The following is a 20,588-nucleotide window of genomic DNA, read 5'->3' on the forward strand; positions in this document are numbered from 1 at the left end:
TCTTTTTAAAAGAGGTGCTTTTTTATAACCGAAACACGTTAATACTAATCAAATGACCCGTTACCGGATGAAAATAAATTTCTGCATGTGCTGCAAATCGTGTGGAGCCTTCCTTCACGGTCACGCGAAACACATCTTTTGTTTGATCTTCATTCACTTGTGTACGTCCAATGTAATGATAATCGTTTAAAGCGGCGCCTTCATATTCATCTTGGAAGGCAGTGTACGCAAGTCTTTCCCAATTCTCTGCCGGCTGCTCGGCTGCTTGTGAAGATGGATGAATCATCAGACTGCCAAATAAAACAATTCCTGCTGCAAAAAGCATCCATAATTTCGGGTGCATAATATCAATATTCTCACTTTCATATCTATTTTGTTTAGGTTTTGCTGGTTGGTTCTTTTTCATACATCAAGCATTTATTCAGCCTATAATTCCCGGTACCCTGTTTATGCAGACACCAACTTTTCCCCTGAAAAAGTCGATCTGATCCGAGCAAACTAAGTAAGACTTCTCAAGGGAAAGGAGAAGGTTTAATGAATGTGGCAGATTATGATAAGGCACTTTATTATACGCATCGCTCGCAATGGGATAATTTACTTATTCTTATGGTCCGTACGCAAGATGATTTGCTCTCGAAACGTATTGAGCATTTCTTACATGCGTATCAATTTAACCGGAACGATGCAGATGTTGAAAAATGTTTATATGGACTCCTGCAGTATATCGACCATGCTTCAGAGGCTGCCGTTGCTGAAGCATATGCAGAACCGATGTACACATAAAGAAAAAGGCTGATGATCAGCCTTTTTACATACATTTAGCAGTGCGCAGTAATTGGAAGCATGAAGTGGTCTTTGACCCAATCTTGTTTTGTATAAACAAACAGCGCATCCTCATCATTTGGCGCCTTCACCGTGTGTAAGCCGTCAATTGACGTATCAGGAGTAAAATAGAACATCACTTTTATCGTCGTTTCATTCATAATATGTGCAACAACTTCCTCTATATTTTGTGGCTCAAGAGAAATGATATCAAAGACATGTATGGTTTCATTTTCTTCATTCATCAGGACAATCGTATCCAACGCTTCAATATAAAAAATTGCATCCGGCCAAACCAATGTAAAGTAGAACATTAATAAGCTGCCATGATCCTCAGCATCTAATTTCATTGAACCCGTTTGACGTTTTTCTGCGAACTGTTCAAGTAATGGCAGGTCATGTTCCAATGTTAGCTGCTTGAGGCGCATATCCTTATTTATTTGAATGACGCTTTTGCCGATATCGAGACTAAATTCACTTTCGTGGTAACGGGTAAAGCCGAATTTCGGATAAAAATCCAGTACAGTTTCATTGGCAAAAAGAAAAATCAAATCACTGTCATGTTCGTACGCATCCATAATATGCTGCATTAACTTTGTCGCTAATCCCTTGTTGCGATAGGCTTGATCCGTCATGACCGTGCCAATTTGAACAGCTCGATACGTTTCGCCATCAATGACCAGTGACAGAAGATAAACGGAAGCATTTGAGATGACTTTCCCGTGATGGACAAAGGAATAAGGAATGTATTTTTCATCCCAATATCCTCTTTTGTACCAGTCACTAAAATCCAAATCAAAAGTTTTGATCGCTAATTGATTAAAGCTTTCTTTCAATTCGTTATCATGGCGATAATCACTCACTAATTCATATGTGTCCATGCTCATTTCCTCCTTTTATCATTTCACCTTTAGTCAGCCGGTTTGGCTTATCACCTCCTTCAAATAAAAAAGACTTGATGAGCATATACTCATCAAGTCTTTTAACGTTTTATCTAATAGACATCAGACTGAACATACATCTCTTTTCACGCAAAAGGGCACGTCAAATAAACCAACAACTGTGCTCTTTTTATTCAATTCATTGAACTAAATGTGTGCTTAAAAGTTTTAGCATACGACTAAATTCCCTTCTGTTATAGCAGCTCTTTGGGCTGACTTTTTTGATAATCCACTGCATACAGAGCCGCTTGGGTACGATCTGCCAGCTCTAGTTTTGATAATACATGAGATACGTGCGTTTTGACAGTCTTTTCAGAAATGAACAAAGATGAGGCAATTTCTTTATTGCTTTTGCCCTTTGCAATTTCGAATAAGACCTCTCTCTCTCTATTGGTCAGCTCTTTCATTAACTCCCATCTTTGCTCTTTTGGTTCAGTCAAATGCTGCACAAGAAAATTGGTGATATGACCATCTAATTGATAGGTGCCCTTTTGTACGTCAATCATTGTCGTAAGAAGTTTTTCTGGCGCTACATCCTTGAGCTGATAGGCTTTTGCCCCTGCTTGAATGGCGGGAATAACATAATCTTTATCCGCATAGCTTGTCAGGATCACAATACGGGTATCAGGCATTTCCAGCGTCATTTGTTTCGTTGCCTCAATGCCATTCATTACAGGCATCGATAAATCCATGAGAACGATGTCAGGGCGCGTTTGTCTGACAATTACTAATGCTTCTTCTCCATTAGAAGCCTCACCAACGATTTCAATGTCAGACTGTGTCTGCAGGAAAAACACAAGCCCTTTTCTCACAATATGATGATCATCTGCAATGACGACTCTCATGAAGATCCCTTCCTTTCTTGAGAAAATGGCACCTTTACTTGAATAGTGGTTCCTTTACCAAGCTCAGACTCTATACAAAATGTCCCTCCAGCTCTTTTGATGCGGTCAGACATACCTTTCAGACCGAGTGAAGGAAGGCTCATTTGTTCATCGTACTGAAATCCTTTTCCCTGATCGATGATTTTCATACCAAACGTATCTCCTGATTGCTCCAGTTTGACCTCGACTTTCTCAACACCCGCATGCTTTTGGCAATTATTTAGAGCTTCTTGGCATACGCGAAATAAGGTCTCGTGCTTTGAATGATCTATTTCCATACAGCCTGATAAAGACAATGAACAATTTAGACCTAAAAGCTGTGCATACTCTTCAATCGCTGTCGTAAATCCTTTTTCAAGTCCTTTTGGTCTTAACTGCCATATGAGTGAGCGCATTTCAATGAGGGCATCTTGTGATAAATGCTGAATAAAATCAATCATTTCCCCTAAATGTTGATCACTGGTCATTTGACGCGCTGCCTTTGCAGTCAAACTCACGGAAAACAGCATTTGATTCACAGAATCATGTAAATCCTGCGCAAGCCGGTTTCGTTCTTCTAGCAGTGCATGCTGCTGCTCATTTTGCACAAGCTTCATACGCTGAATAGCCGTACCTATTTGCAGTGCAATACTTTCAAGCAGATTCAGCTCCTCCTGTGTAAATGTGACCTTCCCTTTTGCCGCCACATTTAATAAGCCAAACGTACGCTTACATGCTTGGAGCGGAACGGTTGCATGATGGGTAATTCCTTCTGTATCTCCAAGCTTTTGCTCAATCGCCGTTTCAATCCGTTTACAATTGATGATATTGGTCGCTGATTGCAGTGAGCCTTTCGTGTAGCGTTTGATGCAATAGCAATCGTTTTGACACATGAGCTCTTTTTGATGCTTTGCCAGCGCTTCAGGTAAGCATACTTCTGCCATTAGTTCATACGATCCGTCTTCTTCTATAAAATAAATCCATGCTGTTTGAAAGCCTGTCACTTCCATAAGCATATGAAGCACTTCATGAAGCGTTTCCTTCATTTCCATTCCTTCATTTAGCTTTTCAGCAATTTCTTTTAACGTTTTTAATGTTTTGACTTTTTCTTGGTAATCTCCCATCGTGTGTACCCCCGGCTTTTACTGCCTCTCTGATCAATATGTTGATTATACCATGAGCATCTGTGCGGCTCTTTCTCAAAAAGGATGATTTTTTCTCATCCTTTTGACTGAGAAAAAGCCATCATGCATGACATGATGGCTTTGTGATGTTTTATTTAGCTGTTTCTTCCACAATGTCATAGACGACTTTCATGACTTCTTCTGATAAGTGTTTCAGCTTTTCTTCGCTGTCTGTTAACGATGTGCCTTTGACTGCAATATAAAATTTGACTTTAGGCTCCGTACCAGAAGGTCGTAAACAAAACCATGAGCCATCTTCAAGGAAATATTTCAGGACGTTTGATGCCGGCAGATGAATCGTTTCTTCTTTCTTTTCAGCCACAAGGTGCCTTTGACTTGATTGATAATCCTCAATGACCGTAATGCGCTGACCAGCGATAGAAGCTGGCGGGTTTGATCTAAAGGTATGAAGAATAGCAGAAATCTGCTCTGCTCCTACTTTCCCCTTTAAGGTTAATGACTTTAACCCTTCTCTATAAAATCCAAATTCCTTAAAAATATCAACAAGCGCATCGTATAATGACTTGCCTTGTTTCTTATAAAAGGCTGCGACCTCAACTGCTAATAGCGCCGCTTGAACTGCATCTTTATCTCGTGCAAAATCACCGATCAAATAGCCGTAGCTTTCTTCATAGCCAAATTGAAACGTGTATTCTCCGCTTTCCTCGAACTGCTTGATTTTTTCTCCGATAAATTTAAAGCCAGTGAGCGTATCAATCGTGTCAGCTCCAAATGCTGAGGCAACAGCACGCCCAAGCTCACTTGTCACAATCGTTTTCATTACAACGGGGCGAGGCGGCAGCTGACCTAGTTTTTGTTTTTCAGATAATAAATAATGCAGCAGTAATGCGCCTGTTTGGTTGCCCGTCAAAACGGTAAATTCACCATCATGATTTTTCACAGCGATACCTAATCGATCTGCATCTGGATCTGTCGCAATCAACATATCAGCATTTTGCTTTTCGCCAAGCTTGATGGCGTATTCAAAAGCGGCATGCTCCTCTGGATTTGGAGACGTAACCGTCGAGAATTGCGGATCTGGTTTCTCCTGTTCAGGTACAACCGTCACATGCTTATAACCAAAGGCCTGAAGTCCGTTTCGGACAGGTTTATTCGCCGTCCCATGAAGCGGGGTAAACACCACTTTAACATCGACTTCTTTTGCAAGCTCAGGGTGCACACGAATGGTTTTTAATTTTTCCATATACGCTTGATCGATTTCTTCACCAATCATGCGGATCAAACCATTTTGCTTCAATACTTCTTCTGATTCCACTGAAATGGCTAATTCATTTTCGATGGCATCTACTTCTTTAATGACTTGATCTGCTTCAAATGGGGGCATTTGGCCTCCATCTTCTCCATAAACTTTATAGCCATTATATTCTGGCGGATTGTGACTTGCTGTCACAACAATCCCTGCAAAGGCATTCAGTTCTCGAACTGCAAAAGAGAGTTCTGGTGTCGGACGCAGTTCGTCAAATACGTATGTTTGAATGCCATGCGAAGCAAGTGTTTTGGCCGCTTCCATCGCAAATTCAGGAGATTTATGGCGTGAATCATAGGCAATGGCGACGCCTCTTTTTTTTGCATCCTCTCCATGTGCTGCAATATACGCAGCAAGACCAGCAGATGCTTTTCGAACAGTGTAAACATTCATTCGGTTCGTTCCAGCACCAATTTCTCCGCGCATTCCTCCAGTACCAAACTCAAGGTTTTTGTAGAAGCAGTCTTCAAGCGCTTGATGATCATCTTGATGTGCCTCCAGCCATTCCCTTAGTTCAGTATCCAGGTGCTTCTCATTGATCCAACGCTCATAATTCGTATTCCAACTCATGGTCGTCCTCCCAGCTCTTATCATCAATAAAATAACATCTACTGTTATTTTATATGGAATTATCCTTCATGTCATGTTATATCATGAACATATGAAAAAACGATGAACAAAATAAAAAAAGCCGATACACGATCGGCTTTTTACTTATTCAGCATCAAGCGGTACGACTGCTTCATGGAATAGTCGGTCTAATTCAGTTTGATGTTTCTGTTTTGTCGCTTCATCCCAGCCAAAACGATCTGCCATATAGTCAACAACAGGCTGTGCATACGTTTTTGCCCAATTGATATTAAATAATAGGCTGCCTGTTCTTCTCAAGAAGAAATCGACAGGTGTTACAGCCAATTCTTCTTCGATCGCATAGACAAGTTCAGCCAACACATATGCGGGAATGTTTCGTTTGTCTGCTTCCCCTTGAAGCTGCTCTACACGCTTGAAGACATTGCTGACGTTTGAGCCATATTTCTCAGCTAATTTTTGTGCAATCGGTTCTGTCAAACCAACGGATGCTCCTTCTGCCGTTTTCGCTTGAACAAAGGATGCCATATTTTTCGAACCGCCTACATGCCCACCTGAAATTGGCATATGTTTCGTTTTACATGGTCCGAAATCTTTTCCAGTTTCCTCTTTCAGTCCATCACGTACAAGATTCACAATGTGTTCAGCCATTTTACGGTAACCTGTTAATTTACCGCCGGCAATCGTGATTAAGCCTGAAGATGATGTCCATACCTCATCTTTACGAGAAATTTCTGAAGGATCTTTTCCTTCTTCATGAATGAGTGGACGAAGACCAGCCCAGTTAGATTCAACGTCTTTTTCTGTAATATGAAGATCTGGGAACATATATTGAATGGCTTTGATCACGTAATCACGATCTGCTTTTGTCATACGCGGATGTTCCAGCTGTTTTTTGTAAACGGTATCTGTTGTTCCCACGTACGTTTTTCCTTCTCTTGGAATCGCAAAGACCATTCGTTTATCAGGTGTGTCAAAGTAGATTGCTTGTTTTAATGGGAAAACAGATTGGTCAAATACTAAGTGAATTCCTTTTGTATGTTGTAAATGTTTACCCTCTTTTGAGTGATCCTTGTCTCTTAGCTGATCGACCCATGGACCAGTCGCATTGACGATTTTTTTCGCATATACATCGTATGTTTTCTGTGTTGTGACATCTTCAATAACAACACCAACAACTTTGCCTTTATCATAAATAAATTCTTTTACTTTCGCATAGTTGACCGCTTCTGCCCCGAATTTCACAGCCTCTTTCATAACTTCAATTGTCAGACGTGCATCATCTGTACGGTATTCAACATAGTAGCCCCCGCCTTTTAAGCCATCCTTTTTCACAAGTGGTTCTTTTGCAAGTGTCTCTTTTGCACTTAGCATACTTCTGCGTTCACTATGCTTAACGCCAGCTAAAAAGTCATATACTCTAAGTCCGATTGAAGTTGAAAACTTACCGAATGTCCCGCCTTTATGCATCGGAAGAAGCATCCATTCTGGCGTTGTCACATGAGGACCGTTTTCGTATACGATGGCACGCTCTTTACCGACCTCTGCGACCATTTTTACTTCAAATTGTTTTAAATAACGAAGTCCACCGTGCACTAGTTTCGTTGAGCGGCTAGACGTACCTGCTGCGAAATCCTGCATTTCCGCAAGACCGACACGCATTCCGCGTGAAGCCGCATCAAGTGCCGTACCTGCGCCTGTAATACCCCCACCAATGATAAACACATCATATGGTTTTTTTGTCATGTCCTGAAGCATTTGTTCTCTTTCTAAGCTAGAAAAAGTCATCTCTTGTTCCTCCCATGTTGTACGGTAAAGAAAAAGAGACCGCAAACACCCAAAGCGTATTTCTACACTTCGGTGCATGCGGTCTCTCCAGTTCTCCAACCGTTCTATTAACTTACTTGAAGTATACCATACTTTTTGTTTATTTGAAAGCTTGAGCTGCTTTTACAGCCTTTTTCCACCCGCTGTATAACGAGTCACGGCTGTCTTCTTCCATTTTAGGTTCAAAGCGCTTGTCAAGGTTCCATTGTTTTGCAATGTCTGAACGGTCGTTCCAGAAGCCAACTGCTATTCCCGCAAGATAGGCCGCACCGAGTGCCGTCGTTTCATTAATTTCTGGACGTTCTACTGGTACATCGAGCAAATCACTTTGGAAGCCCATTAAGAAATCATTCTTTACAGCCCCGCCATCGACGCGCAATGTTTTAAGTGAGATGTTTGAATCTTTTTCCATCGCATCTAAAACATCTTTCGTTTGATAAGCAAGTGATTCTAACGTTGCACGAACAAAGTGCTCTTTAGAAGTACCGCGTGTTAAACCGAATACAGCGCCTCGGACATCACTATCCCAATATGGTGTGCCTAAACCAACGAATGCTGGTACGACATATACGCCGTCTGTTGACTCAACGCGCTCAGCATAAGCTTCACTGTCTTTTGAGTCTTTAAACATTCTAAGTCCATCACGCAGCCACTGGATCGCTGAGCCAGCAACGAAAATACTTCCTTCTAAAGCATATTCAACTTTGCCGTCAATGCCCCATGCAATCGTCGTTAACAATCCATGATCCGACTTAATTGCTTTTTCCCCTGTATTCATCAACATGAAACATCCTGTACCATATGTGTTCTTCGCCATTCCTTCTTCAAAGCAAGCCTGACCGAATAACGCAGACTGCTGATCTCCTGCCGCTCCTGCAATCGGAATATTTTTACCGAAGAAGTGATAGTCTGTTGTTTCACCATAAATGTGTGATGATGGTTTGACGTCTGGCAGCATGGAAGCTGGAACACCTAAGATATCAAGTAGTTCTTCATCCCATTTCAGATCGTAAATATTGAACATTAACGTTCTTGATGCATTTGAATAATCTGTCACGTGTGATTGACCGCCAGTCATTTTCCAAATGAGCCATGTATCAATTGTGCCAAACAGCAAGTCACCATTTTCTGCTTTCTCACGAGCACCTTCTACATTGTCTAAAATCCATTTCACTTTAGTACCTGAGAAATAAGCATCAATCAGAAGACCGGTTTTATTTCTAAACGTTTCATCGTGTCCTTGCGCTTTTAGCTCATCACATATACCCGATGTTTGTCGTGACTGCCAAACAATTGCATTGTAAACAGGTGCGCCTGTATGTTTATCCCAAACAACAGCTGTCTCACGCTGGTTCGTAATTCCGATACCGGCGATTTGATCTGCTTCAATTCCTGATTCGATTAAAGCAGTTGAAATAACTGATAGAACAGAGCTCCAAATTTCATTTGCATTGTGTTCTACCCAGCCTGGGTTCGGAAAATATTGATTGAATTCCTTCTGAGCTGTATGTGCAATTTTACCTTCTTGATCAAATAAGATCGCTCTTGAGCTTGTTGTCCCTTGATCTAATGCGAGAATATATTTTTCTTTTGCCATGGTGTTTTCCTCCCCTTACATACTTTCATTGACAGCATTTGTCTGGTTTTTCGTAGAAACATAGAGTCCTAACAATACCACAACTAAAATAACGCTTACAATCCAAAAGGCTGGTGTGACGTTCGCTTTAAAGGCTGCATTATAGAAAACACCGCCAAATGCACCGCCCAAAATTGGACCAACAACAGGAACCCAAGCATATTTCCAATTTGATGGACCTTTACCTGGAATCGGCAGAATGGCATGTGCGATTCTTGGACCTAAATCACGTGCAGGGTTAATTGCGTAACCAGTTGTACCACCTAATGAAAGACCAATCGCGACAATTAAGAAACCAACAATCAGCGGATTGACTCCGTCTGCAAATTTATTTGCACCAATCGCTAAAATTCCTACCACCAATACAAATGTACCAATGACTTCACTGAGCACGTTTGCAAAAGTATGCGGAATCGCAGGACCAGTTGAGAATACGCCTAGTTTTGCACCTGGATCGTCTGTCGCTTTCCAGTGTGGTAAGTAATGTAAGAAGACAATAATAGCTCCGAGTAATGCGCCAAGCATTTGACCGACAATATACATTGGAACATCAGCCCAAGGAAAACTTCCTTCTAATGCAAGACCTATTGTCAGCGCCGGGTTTAAATGTGCACCGCTGATTCCTCCAGTGGCATAAGCTGCAATCGCTACTGCAAATCCCCATCCGAAAGCGATTACAATCCAGCCGGACTGATAAGCAAGTGATTTCTTTAAACTGACTGCCGCACACACACCGCCTCCAAAAATAATCAGAAGCATTGTACCAACGACTTCACCCCAAAATGGTGTCATGAAAAATTCCTCCTCTGGTTCAGTTGCCATCCCCTATAAATGTGTAGAAAAGATAAAGAAAAAAGATCCACAACAAACATACTTTACATCAGGGTCATTTGTCACCTAGTAAAGCGTCGTTGTGGATCTCCGTTTCTCCATCACATGATATTAACTTAGTGCTATAGTATCAGAGGATGAAAACGTTGTCAATCAATTTTCACATTTTATCTTTTTCATTTTTGGAATGCTTTCCAAAGCTCTGTATTCGATGTGGTGACAGCTGTCGCCCCTGCTGCAAGCGCCCTTTCTACATCTTCTTTTGTTCGGATAAATCCTCCTGCAAATATTGGTATTCCAGCTCTTTCGCGCACTTCTGTAATTAAATCTGGCACGACACCCGGCAATACTTCAATAAAATCTGGACGATGTTTCCCGACAAACTCCATGCTTTTTTCCATCGCACTTGTATCAAGTAAAAACATTCGCTGGATGGCATATACCTTTTTCTGCTTGGCTTTTACTATGACAGAAGACCTAGTAGAAATAATGCCAGCTGGTTTCATTTCCTGACAAATAAATTCCGTTCCGTACTCATCATGTTTGATTCCGTGAATGAGATCGACATGGACAAACATTTTTTTATGATGTGCATTCGCCTCATTCATGATGCCCTTAAGCCGCCCTAAGTGAACATCTAGTAAGACCCCATATGTAAATGGACTTTTTAAAAATTCCTCAAATTGCTTCATATTGCGAACAGCAGGTAGAATGGGTTGATCATGAAAACTCATATGCCGTCTCCTTCTAATGTGTATTGGTTCTATCTTCTCCTTACAGTAATAGAATCGCATGTTTTTTTCAATACACCTAGTGTGCCCATTGACCATTCAGCCTAGCAGATCGATTCAGACCTGATCCTTTCATGGCATAGAAAAAAGCAGAGAAATCTCTCTGCTATAATTGTGCCATGCTTTCTTTTAAAGTATGAATAATGAATGAGGCGTCTTCATCAGTGATATTTAGCGGTGGGGCGAGCTGTGCCACGTTATTATAGCCAGCCACTGTATCGCCATTTTTCCCGATGATCAATCCTCGCTTTTTACATTCTGCAATCAATTGACCGACTACACTTGGATCAGCTGGCTTTTTTGACGCCTGATCCTGCACAAGCTCAATCCCAAACAGCAGACCTTTTCCTCTCACATCACCGACAAATGGATGCTCTTTTAACTCTTGCAAACGTTCGAGCATGTCTTGGCCAAGCGTGCCTGACCGCTCCACTAATTGCTCGTTTTCCATGATCTCTAGGTTAGCAAGCGCAACCGCACAGGAAGCAGGGTGACCGCCAAATGTATTCACATGCCGTAGCCTGTCATACGTATCTTCTCCTGCATACGCTTCATAAATGTCTCGTTTCACGCACGTTGCAGATAGCGGTAAATATCCACTTGTGATCCCTTTTGCCATGGTGATGATATCTGGCTTCACTTCCTCATGCATAAATCCAAACCGCTTTCCTGTCCGGCCAAAGCCGCATATCACTTCATCTACAATGAGAAGCGCTCCATGGGCTTCACAGATATCTTTGACCTTCTTCAAATACCCTTTTGGCGGCATTAGGATACCTCCGCCCGTAATGATCGGCTCCATAATGACCCCAGCTATCGTCTCACTTAGTTCCCACGTCATGGCCTGATCTATTGCCGCAGCACTTGCCAAGCTCTCTTGATCTTCAGGATGCCGGTACATATCAGGCGGTGCGACATGGATAAACCCCTGCCCTAACGGTTCATATTTGTACTTACGCTGCGCTTGACCCGTTGCGGCTAGAGCTGCTGCTGTGTTGCCATGATACGATCGATATCGAGAAATAAATTTTGTGCGTGTACTCTCTCCCTTTTGCGCATGATATTGTTTGGCAATCTTAAATGCCGCTTCATTCGCTTCAGAACCACTGTTAGAAAAGAAGATCACATAGTCCCCGTCTAGCCATTCATTGAGCTTCTCAGCCAGCTGAATCGCTGGCACATGGCTTTGTGTCAGTGGGTAGTAAGGCATCGTATTTAATTGCTTATACGCCGCTTCTGCAAGCTCTTTACGTCCATATCCGGCATTTACACACCACAACCCTGACATCCCGTCTAAATAGCGATTTCCATGAATATCTGTCACCCATGCGCCTTCTGCCTCATGAATCACCATACTTTCATTTTCTTTGTTTGTCCCTTTCATATGATGCCAAATGAACTGATCATCTTTCGCCTGAAGATCTTGTGCGTTATGTGTTTTCATCTTCCCACGCCCCCATGTATCCGTTTTCATCATAAAAGAAACTTAAACCGGTCCTGCATATGACCTCTCCATTCATTATATGGATAAAAGTGAGGCATATGAAACTGAAACAAGACCGCCCGTGTCGTTACTCTCATTATAAAAAAGGGGCCAGACACATTACATTAGACAGATCGTCAACTGATTGAAAAGAACCATGAGACACTCTACTTGATCCCTCGGCAAAATCTAACATATACCGTTAATGGCGATTCCCCTGTAAAAATTCATAAGCAAGGATCGCAAATTCAAGCGCTTGACGTTTTGGCGCTTGCATCATATCCCCACCAAGTAAAGCATGAAGCTTATCCAATCTGTGATAAAGCGTTTGCCTCACAATATAGAGCTGGCTTGCGGTTTCTTTTTTAGAACCGTTTGTCTGTAAAAAGATATTCAGCGTCTGATAGAGCCTGCCGCTATTTTGTTTATCAGATAAAATCACCGGCTCTAAATACTCTTTCACCATGCATTCTAATAACCCGCTTTCTTTCATGACAGGCATCAACCGAAGCATATGTAAATCTTGATAAAATGGGCTTTTTATCCGTTGCGGCATCACTTTCTTTAAATGCAGCACTTCTTTCGCTGCTTGAAAACTTTTTCTCATGTGCTGAAATTGCTCACAATATGAACCGATTCCATAATTGATGACTGCCTCGCCGGGCTTCTCACGGTCATATAATTGCGTGATGTCGTTTGCCGCTTTTTCTGCACGCTCTTTCCAGTCCTCAACTTTTCTTGTATTCAATAAAATAAATAAGGTTTGTCCTTGATGCTCGTACACAATCAAATAGAAACCAGCACGCTGAAAAATAGAACGGCAAGAGACAAGAAAATAAAGATTCCCTGCGATTTCTTCTATTTGGTGGTTTTTTTGAAAGAGCATCACCACACAGCCGGTCGGTTTTTTCAGTCCTTCTGTTTCCTCAAGGTGTTCTATGATTTCTCTTTCTGTATGCTCTTCATGAAACCATTTTTGCAGCCATTCATTCTCTTTTGTCTTCTTCAGCTCTTCTGTATACAGCTCTCTTAATGTTTGCTGGGCAAGGGCATTTGCTCCTTTATCCATCACAAGCAGTTCAAATTCCGAGAGCGTGTTCGATTGATGAATGAGGACGAGGTCTGCAAAGGTTTGTTTGAGTGCAAGGACTTGTTTTTGCGTCACTTCATATCCTTTTGGTAATGAAGCATACTGCAAATAATTCATCACAAGCTCTTCTGTTTGTTTGGAAGAATCACATAAAATAATCGGTTCACCTTGAATAGGGATCAACAAAAGAATCCCTCTCACGTGCTGATACACTTGATCCAAAATATCCATCTGCGGATGAGGGGTCAATAAAAGCTCATTCAACTTGGACGACAGTGTTTCTAAATCCGCCATCATCTGATACTGACGTTCAATCATCATCGTATGGAGATGCTGTGTAATATTGACGAACTTCACTTCTTTTGTAAACAGAATAAGCGGAAAATCACGTTCTTCTGCATAAATAATCAGTTCTTCTGGCACATCAAACCGGAGCGGTACAAATTCAATACACAAGCCAGCCGCACCTGAGTCAATCAACTGTCTTAAAAACGCCTGAAAGACTTCCAATTGATCATGGAAGCCTGCGGCCGTCGTTAAGATCAGCTCGCCTCCGTTTAACAAATCCTCTACAGCAGGCACTTCAAGTACATGTACCCATTTTACCTGCCGAAACAATCCCTTTTCCCCAGCTAACACTTTCGCATGCGTAAAATGCTTCGTTTTTAACACATCACTTACTTGAAAATGAACATCTACATTCATTCATAAGTCCCCCTTTGTTTGCCGTCCCCTATCCCAGAGGGTGCATGGATAAAATCCATAATAAAACAGGTAAAGTCACAATACTTAAAATCGTACTGAGAAATGTCGTGCTTGAGACAAACTCAGGTTTCGTTCGAAATTGCACAGCCATCAACGTGGTATTCGCCGCAGTCGGCATCGCTGCAACTAAAATCATAATTTGTTTCACCAAATCATCTACCGGTAAAATAAGCGTAAAGCCGAATGCGATGAGTGGTGAGATAAACAGCTTCAGCAGCACCGCATAGGAAATATTACGATAATCCACTTGTTTAAAAGAAATCACTGCGAGCTGCATACCTAAAATCAGCATAATCGTTGGTATCGCTGCATCCCCGACCAGCTGAACACCTGTCATAAGCTCTTTAGGTAATGAAAGGTCAATGAGCTGAAATAATAGACCAAGAAGAGCCCCATAAGCAACCGGCATACGCAGCACTTTTTTTAGAACGACCTTCAAGTCTCCCGCGTCCTCTCCACCTTTTGCTGCATAATACATGCCGATCGTACTCATGACGAGCTGTTGAAGGACCATTAGCACAATCGCAATATCTAAACCAGCTGCTCCAAAAACAAGAAGGACAACAGGCGTGCCGTAATTTCCATTATTCATAAATGCTGATGACAAAATCATGGCACAATACGTTTCATTCGAATACCCGTAAATTCGAGATAAAATGAAGACACATAAAACAAGTGAAAGACAAAGCCCTACGACAAATATAGATAAGTACACATAGTCCATCGATACTTTATTTTGATAAAAGGTTTCAAATGCAAGAAATGGTGACATTAAATATAAAGACATTGATGAGAGCGTATGTATATCAAAACCAATTGTCTTCTGCCCAATATACCCTATAAGGAATATGCCGAACACTGGCATTAAGACAAGTAAAAACTCCATGCAGCACCTACTTTTCTCTAGATGAATTCCTTCTTTTTTACCCTCTTATCATACCACTGATCATCAATAAAAAAGAAGCACCCTTATGAAAGGTCGCTTCTCTCCTCATCCATATAAAACACTTCCCATAAATGACCATCACGATCCTGAAAGCTCCAGCCATACATGAAATCATGGTCTTGTTTTTCCTTAAACGGTGAACCACCAGCTGCGATCGCACGCTCTACAAGCTCATCAACCTCTTCCCTCGTCTCGACCTGTAAAGAGATAATGACCTCTGCGCCATTTCTAGCATCTACCAATTCCTTCTCTGAAATGGATTGGAAATGCTTAAGTGATAACAGCATGACTGTGATCGTCTCATTCATCACAAAACAAGCAGCATGTTCATTCGTCAGTTCTTGTTGAAAGTCAAAACCTAGCTGTTCAAAGAAATCCTTTGACTCATTTACATGCTTAACCGGCAAATTGATATACAGATGTTTAGATTCTCGCCCCATATCCCTCTCCCTTTGTAAAACATCATTTCCATTCAGTATATTCGTCTTTTCATTTGGCATCCCTTTGTCGCATGAAAAAATAAGCGGTAAGCCCCATTACCTTATTTTAACAAAAATGTATAATAAATCTCGTGCACAATACTAAATGAACTAGGAGGTTTTCTTAATGAAAACAATCGCAAAATCTTTGATGCTCTCCACCTCTGTCCTTTTATTCGCTTCACCTATTACTCAAACAGCTGATGCTGCATCTATTCAAACGAAGCAGGTGACAGCAGAAAGTGATTTTCAGCTTCCTTCAACAACAGACACCATTAAACAAAACATCGAACAATCTTTCCAAAAACAAGAAAAGTGGCTACAAAAGTTAGAAGTGATTGCCGGACAAGAAAAACGTGAACAATTTGAACAGTTTTTCAACCAGCATGTAGGACCTGATTTAAAAAATCTTTTAGAAGAGTCTGATCTTACATGGAAACAAGTAGAAAAAACGATTTATCAATCTCTTGTTAAATCAGACGTTCCATTTTTAGCTGCCAAAAGCATTGCCCATTTTGCTACAGTGGCATTAAAGAAAATGTAAACATACAGAAAAGCGCCTCGCATAACTGCGGGGCGCTTGTTTTGGTTATTTCTTATATTCAATATGGTACACGTCTCTTCTTCGGTCTTTCAGCTGACGAACCGTCCCATCTTGACGCTGCCTTCTTAATATTTCTAAGTCGACATCACCGACAACCACCATTTCAATATTCGGGTTGCATTCTCCTACAATGCCATCTCTTGCGAATTCAAAATCAGATGGTGCAAAGATGGCTGATTGTGCATATTGGACATCCATGTTTTCTGTTTGCGGAAGGTTTCCGACCGTTCCAGAAATGACCGTATATATCTGATTTTCAACCGCTCTCGCCTGCGCACAGTAACGCACACGTAAATAGCCTTGACGGTCTTCTGTACAGAATGGAGTGAATATAATTTTCGCTCCTTTGTCAGCTGCAATTCGAGCAAGCTCAGGGAATTCAATATCGTAGCAAATTTGGATCGCAATTTTACCGCAGTCCGTATCAAATACCCGGACTTGGTCACCAGCTGAAATCCCCCACCATTTTCTTTCATTCGGCGTGATATGCAGCTTATATTGCTTTTCAATCGTTCCATCACGTCTAAATAAATAGGCGATATTATAGATTTTCCCTTCCTCTTCAACGAAATGAGAACCACCAATGATATTAATGTTGTACTTGACCGAGAGATCTGTAAACAAATTGATGTAGTCCTCAGTATATTCTGTGATCCGCTGCACTGCTAGACTTGGTGATCTCTCTTCTAAATATGACATAAGCTGCGTTGTAAAGATTTCCGGGAAAACGGCAAAGTCAGCTGACGCATCTGATGCCACATCCACGTAATACTCCACTTGATTCATAAACTCTTCAAAGGAATGAATTTGCTTCATTGCATATTGAATGACACAAATACGTACTGGGAACGCCGATTTATAATATCTTTTCGATTGCGGGCGATAATCGACATTGTTCCATTCCATTAGCGTTGCGTACGTGCTGGAAGCTTTATCATCCGGCAAGTAATTCGGATTGATCCGCATCAGGCTAAATTCATTTAACAGCTGAAAAGATAGCACAGGATCATAAATTTGGTGCAGCATAACTTGCTCTACATATTGGCGAGGCGTCATTTCCTCTTGATATTTATGATAATTCGGGATACGTCCGCCAATAATGATGCTTTTTAAATTTAATCTTCTCGCTAAGTCTTTTCTTGCTTCGTATAAACGATGACCGATTTTCATCCGGCGGTACTCAGGACTGACCATTACTTCAATTCCGTACATATTCATCCCATCTGGATTATGGTTTGTGATATATCCATCATCTGTGATGTCCTGCCATGTGTGACGATCATCGTATTCATCAAAGTTAATTAATAAACTTGAACATGAGCCAATGATTTCTCCCTCGAATTCCGCACAGAACTGGCCTTCTGGGAAATGTTCAAGGTGGCTTTCAAGGTGCTCTTTTTTCCAAGGGTCCATGCCTGGAAAGCATACCTCTTGCAATGTGATGATTCGGTCGATATCTTCTTCTCTAATATTTCGAATCACCATTCTTTTTTCAAATCGCGTTAAATCTAGTTTTTCTGCCATGATGTATTGCCCCCTTACTGATCCTCTTTTTCAAGCTGATGGAATAGCTGGAGCAATTCGATTTCAGCCATGGATTCTAATCTCGCGTCATATTCTTCAAACTGCAGTGTGCTCGTCACTTTATTTGGCACGATGACACATTTCATACCCGCTCGTTTGGCAGCGATTGACCCATTCACAGAGTCCTCAAATGCCACGCAATCTTTTGGCTCAACGCCTAAGCATTGTGCGGTTTGCAAATAAAGTTCTGGGTGAGGCTTCACTTCTTCCACATCGTCTGACGTGCGGATACATTCAAAGTAATCGAAAAGTCCAATTTGTTTCAGGTGATCAGACACCCATTTATAATCTGAGCTGGAAGCAAGTCCAATCTTAATTCCAAGCTCCTTTGCCGCTTCTAAATAAGCTTCTACACCAGGTCTTGCTGCTTCGTCCTTCATTCTCTTTTGAAAACGTGAACGCCGATCTTCTGTGAGTGCCTCATGATCTAATGTCTTTCCTAACTGCTCTTCCAAATATTCAAAAGGCTTAAAACCTGCCTGCGTTCCAATCACATTTCCCCATACAGACAGAGGCAACTCCGATTCATGCTCCGCAAACATTTCCTGCAGAACCTCATATTCATGTGTTTCTGTATCTAAAATTAATCCATCAAAATCAAATATAATCGCCTTTACCAAAGAGGCCACTCCTTTTTTCCGAAAGTCTGAAATATCTTCCATACTGCTATCATATCGTGAATAAAATTGACTTTCAAAGATGAATGTCTGCTAAAATGATTATGTATAAAAGGAGCCTGCATCGTTTTGTCAGGCTCCTGTCATGTTCGATTCTTTCTGCAAGAGATCCAAGCGCTCCGATTCGTGGAGAATAGACATTGTTGAAAAAGAGCGGAATTGGTATTACAGATCTTGAAGGTTTCTCCGTTCCCTTAAAAATAGTATGTGCGACGACCTTGTAAGTTAACAAGGAAGTTCACACCAACTTTTACGCATTTTGAAGGTGACGGCCTGCAAAATCATCTAAATCAAACGGGAAAGAAAAGCCGCACGCATTAACTTGTTCACGGTTGAGTTCAAATAACTCACGGTCTCGTTTTGTGATATGTCGCTTCGGCTTTAAAATAATGGTATGTAATAGCTGAAGACCTGATAAGATACGAAAAGCATCATCCATTGTCCCGTTATACACACCATCAATGAATGTAAGCGGGGATTGTTTTTCCTGCTCTTCTCCATTAACAGAATGGGTTAAAAGATCTTCAATTTCCTTTGATACTTCTTCAATTGCCTGCTCCTGAAGGTCTGTCGCAGCTTTCATTAATCTCACGTGGCATCTACCTCTCTGTCGTTATTACTCCATTCAGAATAGCACAGAAAAAAAGTCATTCGCTAAGGTAAGTGTTTCCTATATATACCCAAAGAGAGGACGAATATCATGATCATAAAAGGACACACGCTCTCACTAAAAGTAGGTGAGCAGCAAAATGGCATTTCCTTAAGTCAATTTTTAAAAGAGGAAGTGTCTGCCTCTAAACCGATTATCCATTTTTGGATGGAGCACCAAAAAGTCCGTCTCAATCAAAAACCTGCACACCATGCTGCAAAAGTGAGTACAGGTGATCAGATTCTCATTGATTTATTTGAGACGGAAGAAAGTGATGTGACGCCAGAATACGGTGAATTAGAGGTACTCTTTGAAGACGAGCATTTATTAGTTGTCCAAAAGCCTGCTGGAAGACCGACGCATCCAAATGAAAAAGGACAAACAGGTACGCTGGCGAATCTAGTCGCTTTCCATTTTCAAGCAAATGGAGAAGAAAAGCGGGTCAGACATATACATAGGCTGGATCAAGACACAAGTGGCACCGTCATTTTTGCCAAACACAGGTTGGCACATGCTGTACTCGATCAAATGCTTTCAAAAAAAGCAATTAACAGAACGTATCTTGCCATCGCACAAGGACTGTTTAAGAAAAAGAAAGGAACGATCCAAGCAGCCATTGGACGTGATAAACACCATGCCGTCAGAAGGAGGGTTTCTCCTACTGGTCAAAGCGCCAAGACTCATTATGAGGTCTTCCATCTCAATAAACGTTTACAGATGACGGCCGTTAAGCTGCGATTAGAAACAGGCAGAACGCATCAAATTCGGGTCCATCTTAGCAGTCTCGGGCATCCTTTAGCTGGCGATACATTATATGGCGGGAAGCGTGACCTGATAAACAGATGCGCCCTTCATGCCAAACAAGTAGACATGAACCATCCATTCACAGGTGAAAAGCTGACGATAGAAGCACCGCTCCCACCTGATATGGCTGAATTAATGGACAATATGTAGAAAAAAGAGCCTGATCATACAGGCTCTTTTGACGTTAGACAGATGCTCTTTTCGCATAAATAATGTACCGCTCTGGTGCGTTGCCGACAAAATGAAATGGATAGCATGTGGTTAACACAAGCTCTTCTTTTTTATTTTGTAAGGTAATAATGGATGTATCATGCTGATCCACAATTTTCGTATGCGTGATTTCATAAACAAACTCACCATACGGTACAGTGATTTTCAGCTGATCCCCAATATCCAGTTCACCAGTCCGGCGGAAGACCGTATCCCTGTGTCCCGACAAAACGATTTGTCCATTTTGATCAGGGTAATAACTGCCTTTATAATGACCGACGCCTTTGGCAAGGTCGTCCGCATCTGTCCCTTCAACAATCGGCAAATCGGCTTTTAATTTCGGAATGGTCAGGATGCCAGAGGCTTTCCCCATTTCAGGTGAAAATTTTTCCTTTGTCATCCCTTGATCAGTTTCTACGACCTTCTTTGCTTCCTCTAACGAATGTGCTGTTTGTAAGTGAGTAGAAGCGATTTGCCAGATTCCCCAGCCAAGCACCACAATTCCCGCTGACATGACAATCACTGCAAGCCATTTTTTCATGCGTTA

20 protein-coding genes are annotated in these 20,588 nt (G+C 41.5%); 3 read left to right on the forward strand and 17 right to left on the reverse strand.

Translation table 11 applies throughout. The features are described 5' to 3' along the window. Nucleotides 1-22 precede the first annotated feature (22 nt). Nucleotides 23-406 carry a YqzG/YhdC family protein gene (locus FXF70_RS11820; RefSeq protein WP_148780291.1) on the reverse strand — a complete coding sequence of 128 codons (384 nt, stop codon included), beginning with the start codon at nt 404-406 and terminating at the stop codon, nt 23-25. A gap of 128 nt (nt 407-534) precedes the next feature. Between FXF70_RS11820 and FXF70_RS11825 the strand changes: the two genes are divergently transcribed. Continuing rightward, nucleotides 535-783, forward strand: coding sequence for a YhdB family protein (locus FXF70_RS11825; RefSeq protein ID WP_008349000.1), 249 nt, complete (start codon nt 535-537; stop codon nt 781-783). Between the two features lie 35 nt (nt 784-818). On the opposite strand, the gene FXF70_RS11830 is transcribed toward FXF70_RS11825, so the two are convergent. The 12 genes from FXF70_RS11830 to FXF70_RS11890 all read right to left on the reverse strand — a co-directional run bounded on the left by FXF70_RS11830 (nt 819) and on the right by FXF70_RS11890 (nt 15,474). Then, a complete protein-coding gene (locus FXF70_RS11830) occupies nt 819-1,703 on the reverse strand; it encodes a GNAT family N-acetyltransferase (RefSeq protein ID WP_017360351.1) in 885 nt (294 codons plus the stop codon). A 254-nt stretch (nt 1,704-1,957) separates the two neighbouring features. Next, the gene (locus FXF70_RS11840; RefSeq protein ID WP_148780292.1) at nt 1,958-2,608 is read right to left on the reverse strand and encodes a response regulator; all 651 of its coding nucleotides are present in this window, start codon (nt 2,606-2,608) and stop codon (nt 1,958-1,960) included. Next, complete coding sequence (locus FXF70_RS11845) at nt 2,605-3,750, reverse strand: GAF domain-containing sensor histidine kinase (protein ID WP_148780293.1); 1,146 nt, start codon at nt 3,748-3,750, stop codon at nt 2,605-2,607. Before FXF70_RS11845 ends, FXF70_RS11840 begins: the two co-directional genes overlap by 4 nt. A gap of 151 nt (nt 3,751-3,901) precedes the next feature. Beyond that, nucleotides 3,902-5,647: a phospho-sugar mutase gene (locus FXF70_RS11850; protein ID WP_098681052.1), complete on the reverse strand. Its 1,746-nt coding sequence runs from the start codon at nt 5,645-5,647 to the stop codon at nt 3,902-3,904. Between the two features lie 144 nt (nt 5,648-5,791). Then, on the reverse strand, nt 5,792-7,453 hold the full coding sequence (gene glpD / locus FXF70_RS11855) for a glycerol-3-phosphate dehydrogenase (protein WP_039169256.1): 1,662 nt from the start codon (nt 7,451-7,453) through the stop codon (nt 5,792-5,794). A gap of 139 nt (nt 7,454-7,592) precedes the next feature. Continuing rightward, entirely contained in the window at nt 7,593-9,089 is a 1,497-nt protein-coding gene (gene glpK / locus FXF70_RS11860) for a glycerol kinase GlpK (RefSeq protein WP_007497075.1), read from the reverse strand. A 15-nt stretch (nt 9,090-9,104) separates the two neighbouring features. Beyond that, nucleotides 9,105-9,920 (reverse strand): MIP/aquaporin family protein, encoded by an 816-nt coding sequence (locus FXF70_RS11865; protein ID WP_008349011.1) that lies wholly within the window; start codon nt 9,918-9,920, stop codon nt 9,105-9,107. A gap of 215 nt (nt 9,921-10,135) precedes the next feature. After that, nucleotides 10,136-10,693 (reverse strand): glycerol-3-phosphate responsive antiterminator, encoded by a 558-nt coding sequence (locus FXF70_RS11870; protein ID WP_017360356.1) that lies wholly within the window; start codon nt 10,691-10,693, stop codon nt 10,136-10,138. A gap of 163 nt (nt 10,694-10,856) precedes the next feature. Continuing rightward, nucleotides 10,857-12,194 (reverse strand): aspartate aminotransferase family protein, encoded by a 1,338-nt coding sequence (locus tag FXF70_RS11875; protein WP_008349026.1) that lies wholly within the window; start codon nt 12,192-12,194, stop codon nt 10,857-10,859. A gap of 241 nt (nt 12,195-12,435) precedes the next feature. Beyond that, the gene (locus tag FXF70_RS11880) at nt 12,436-14,028 is read right to left on the reverse strand and encodes a PucR family transcriptional regulator (protein WP_148780294.1); all 1,593 of its coding nucleotides are present in this window, start codon (nt 14,026-14,028) and stop codon (nt 12,436-12,438) included. Nucleotides 14,029-14,056: 28 nt separating this feature from the next. After that, entirely contained in the window at nt 14,057-14,974 is a 918-nt protein-coding gene (locus tag FXF70_RS11885) for an AEC family transporter (RefSeq protein ID WP_007497064.1), read from the reverse strand. 83 nt (nt 14,975-15,057) lie between these two features. Then, nucleotides 15,058-15,474 (reverse strand): VOC family protein, encoded by a 417-nt coding sequence (locus FXF70_RS11890; RefSeq protein ID WP_024719950.1) that lies wholly within the window; start codon nt 15,472-15,474, stop codon nt 15,058-15,060. 166 nt (nt 15,475-15,640) lie between these two features. Here FXF70_RS11890 and FXF70_RS11895 point away from each other — a divergent pair, with 166 nt between their 5' ends. After that, nucleotides 15,641-16,057 carry a hypothetical protein gene (locus FXF70_RS11895; protein ID WP_046343052.1) on the forward strand — a complete coding sequence of 139 codons (417 nt, stop codon included), beginning with the start codon at nt 15,641-15,643 and terminating at the stop codon, nt 16,055-16,057. A gap of 45 nt (nt 16,058-16,102) precedes the next feature. Here the strand turns inward: FXF70_RS11895 and FXF70_RS11900 are convergent, their stop codons facing one another. From FXF70_RS11900 to FXF70_RS11910, 3 genes are all read right to left on the reverse strand, one after another. Next, nucleotides 16,103-17,641: a bifunctional GNAT family N-acetyltransferase/carbon-nitrogen hydrolase family protein gene (locus FXF70_RS11900; protein WP_025207005.1), complete on the reverse strand. Its 1,539-nt coding sequence runs from the start codon at nt 17,639-17,641 to the stop codon at nt 16,103-16,105. 14 nt (nt 17,642-17,655) lie between these two features. Then, nucleotides 17,656-18,321, reverse strand: coding sequence for an HAD family hydrolase (locus tag FXF70_RS11905; protein ID WP_017366913.1), 666 nt, complete (start codon nt 18,319-18,321; stop codon nt 17,656-17,658). Nucleotides 18,322-18,628: 307 nt separating this feature from the next. Next, entirely contained in the window at nt 18,629-18,970 is a 342-nt protein-coding gene (locus FXF70_RS11910; protein WP_148780295.1) for a DUF5365 family protein, read from the reverse strand. Nucleotides 18,971-19,078: 108 nt separating this feature from the next. On the opposite strand from FXF70_RS11910, the gene FXF70_RS11915 reads away from it, so the two are divergent. Then, a complete protein-coding gene (locus tag FXF70_RS11915; RefSeq protein WP_108611627.1) occupies nt 19,079-19,981 on the forward strand; it encodes an RluA family pseudouridine synthase in 903 nt (300 codons plus the stop codon). A 34-nt stretch (nt 19,982-20,015) separates the two neighbouring features. Here the strand turns inward: FXF70_RS11915 and FXF70_RS11920 are convergent, their stop codons facing one another. After that, complete coding sequence (locus FXF70_RS11920) at nt 20,016-20,582, reverse strand: class D sortase (protein ID WP_025207002.1); 567 nt, start codon at nt 20,580-20,582, stop codon at nt 20,016-20,018. Nucleotides 20,583-20,588 lie beyond the last annotated feature (6 nt).

Source organism: Bacillus sp. Y3, assembly GCF_008123875.1.
In the GTDB taxonomy this organism is placed as follows: domain Bacteria; phylum Bacillota; class Bacilli; order Bacillales; family Bacillaceae; genus Bacillus; species Bacillus altitudinis.

Coding starts and splice junctions, on each gene's coding strand:
- FXF70_RS11820 (WP_148780291.1), bottom strand. CDS start 406: ATGAAAAAGAACCAACCAGCAAAACCTAAACAAAATAGATATGAAAGT.
- FXF70_RS11825 (WP_008349000.1), top strand. CDS start 535: ATGAATGTGGCAGATTATGATAAGGCACTTTATTATACGCATCGCTCG.
- FXF70_RS11830 (WP_017360351.1), bottom strand. CDS start 1,703: ATGGACACATATGAATTAGTGAGTGATTATCGCCATGATAACGAATTG.
- FXF70_RS11840 (WP_148780292.1), bottom strand. CDS start 2,608: ATGAGAGTCGTCATTGCAGATGATCATCATATTGTGAGAAAAGGGCTT.
- FXF70_RS11845 (WP_148780293.1), bottom strand. CDS start 3,750: ATGGGAGATTACCAAGAAAAAGTCAAAACATTAAAAACGTTAAAAGAA.
- FXF70_RS11850 (WP_098681052.1), bottom strand. CDS start 5,647: ATGAGTTGGAATACGAATTATGAGCGTTGGATCAATGAGAAGCACCTG.
- glpD (WP_039169256.1), bottom strand. CDS start 7,453: ATGACTTTTTCTAGCTTAGAAAGAGAACAAATGCTTCAGGACATGACA.
- glpK (WP_007497075.1), bottom strand. CDS start 9,089: ATGGCAAAAGAAAAATATATTCTCGCATTAGATCAAGGGACAACAAGC.
- FXF70_RS11865 (WP_008349011.1), bottom strand. CDS start 9,920: ATGACACCATTTTGGGGTGAAGTCGTTGGTACAATGCTTCTGATTATT.
- FXF70_RS11870 (WP_017360356.1), bottom strand. CDS start 10,693: ATGAGTTTTCATGATCAACCCATTCTACCTGCTGTTCGCAATATGAAG.
- FXF70_RS11875 (WP_008349026.1), bottom strand. CDS start 12,194: ATGAAAACACATAACGCACAAGATCTTCAGGCGAAAGATGATCAGTTC.
- FXF70_RS11880 (WP_148780294.1), bottom strand. CDS start 14,028: ATGAATGTAGATGTTCATTTTCAAGTAAGTGATGTGTTAAAAACGAAG.
- FXF70_RS11885 (WP_007497064.1), bottom strand. CDS start 14,974: ATGGAGTTTTTACTTGTCTTAATGCCAGTGTTCGGCATATTCCTTATA.
- FXF70_RS11890 (WP_024719950.1), bottom strand. CDS start 15,474: ATGGGGCGAGAATCTAAACATCTGTATATCAATTTGCCGGTTAAGCAT.
- FXF70_RS11895 (WP_046343052.1), top strand. CDS start 15,641: ATGAAAACAATCGCAAAATCTTTGATGCTCTCCACCTCTGTCCTTTTA.
- FXF70_RS11900 (WP_025207005.1), bottom strand. CDS start 17,641: ATGGCAGAAAAACTAGATTTAACGCGATTTGAAAAAAGAATGGTGATT.
- FXF70_RS11915 (WP_108611627.1), top strand. CDS start 19,079: ATGATCATAAAAGGACACACGCTCTCACTAAAAGTAGGTGAGCAGCAA.
- FXF70_RS11920 (WP_025207002.1), bottom strand. CDS start 20,582: ATGAAAAAATGGCTTGCAGTGATTGTCATGTCAGCGGGAATTGTGGTG.